The following is a 411-nucleotide window of genomic DNA, read 5'->3' on the forward strand; positions in this document are numbered from 1 at the left end:
ACGAAGTCCGCGTCGGCGAACGCGTCCTTCGTCAGCGAACCGGTGACGAGCGCCTTGTAGCGGTTCGCGGAATCCTGGCTCATCCGCTTCTTCGCGAGCAGCTTGTCGATCTCGGCGTGCACATAACCGACACCCTTGTCCACGCGCTCCTGGTCGATGTCGGTCATCACGACCGGCACCCCCAGACGCCGCGCGAACAGCAGCGCCAGCTGCGACGCCATCAGGCCCGCGCCGACCACGCCGACCTTGGTCACCGGACGGGCCAGCAACCGGTCCGGCGCCCCGGCGGGCCGCTTGGCACGCTTCTGGATCAGGTCGAACGCGTACAGCCCGGCGCGGAGTTCGTCGCTCATGATGAGGTCCGCAAGGGCCTCGTCCTCGAGCGCGAAGCCGGCGTCGACGTCGCCGCTG

The 411-nt window shown here is 68.9% G+C and carries 1 protein-coding gene; it reads right to left on the minus strand.

Going from position 1 to position 411, the window contains the following annotated elements; translation table 11 throughout:
• Positions 1-411: 3-hydroxyacyl-CoA dehydrogenase NAD-binding domain-containing protein (locus AC1DSF_RS31030; RefSeq protein ID WP_478184149.1), on the minus strand; the 411-nt coding region annotated here is incomplete at both ends.

The sequence above is a fragment of the Variovorax sp. 01N429 genome (assembly GCF_056399425.1).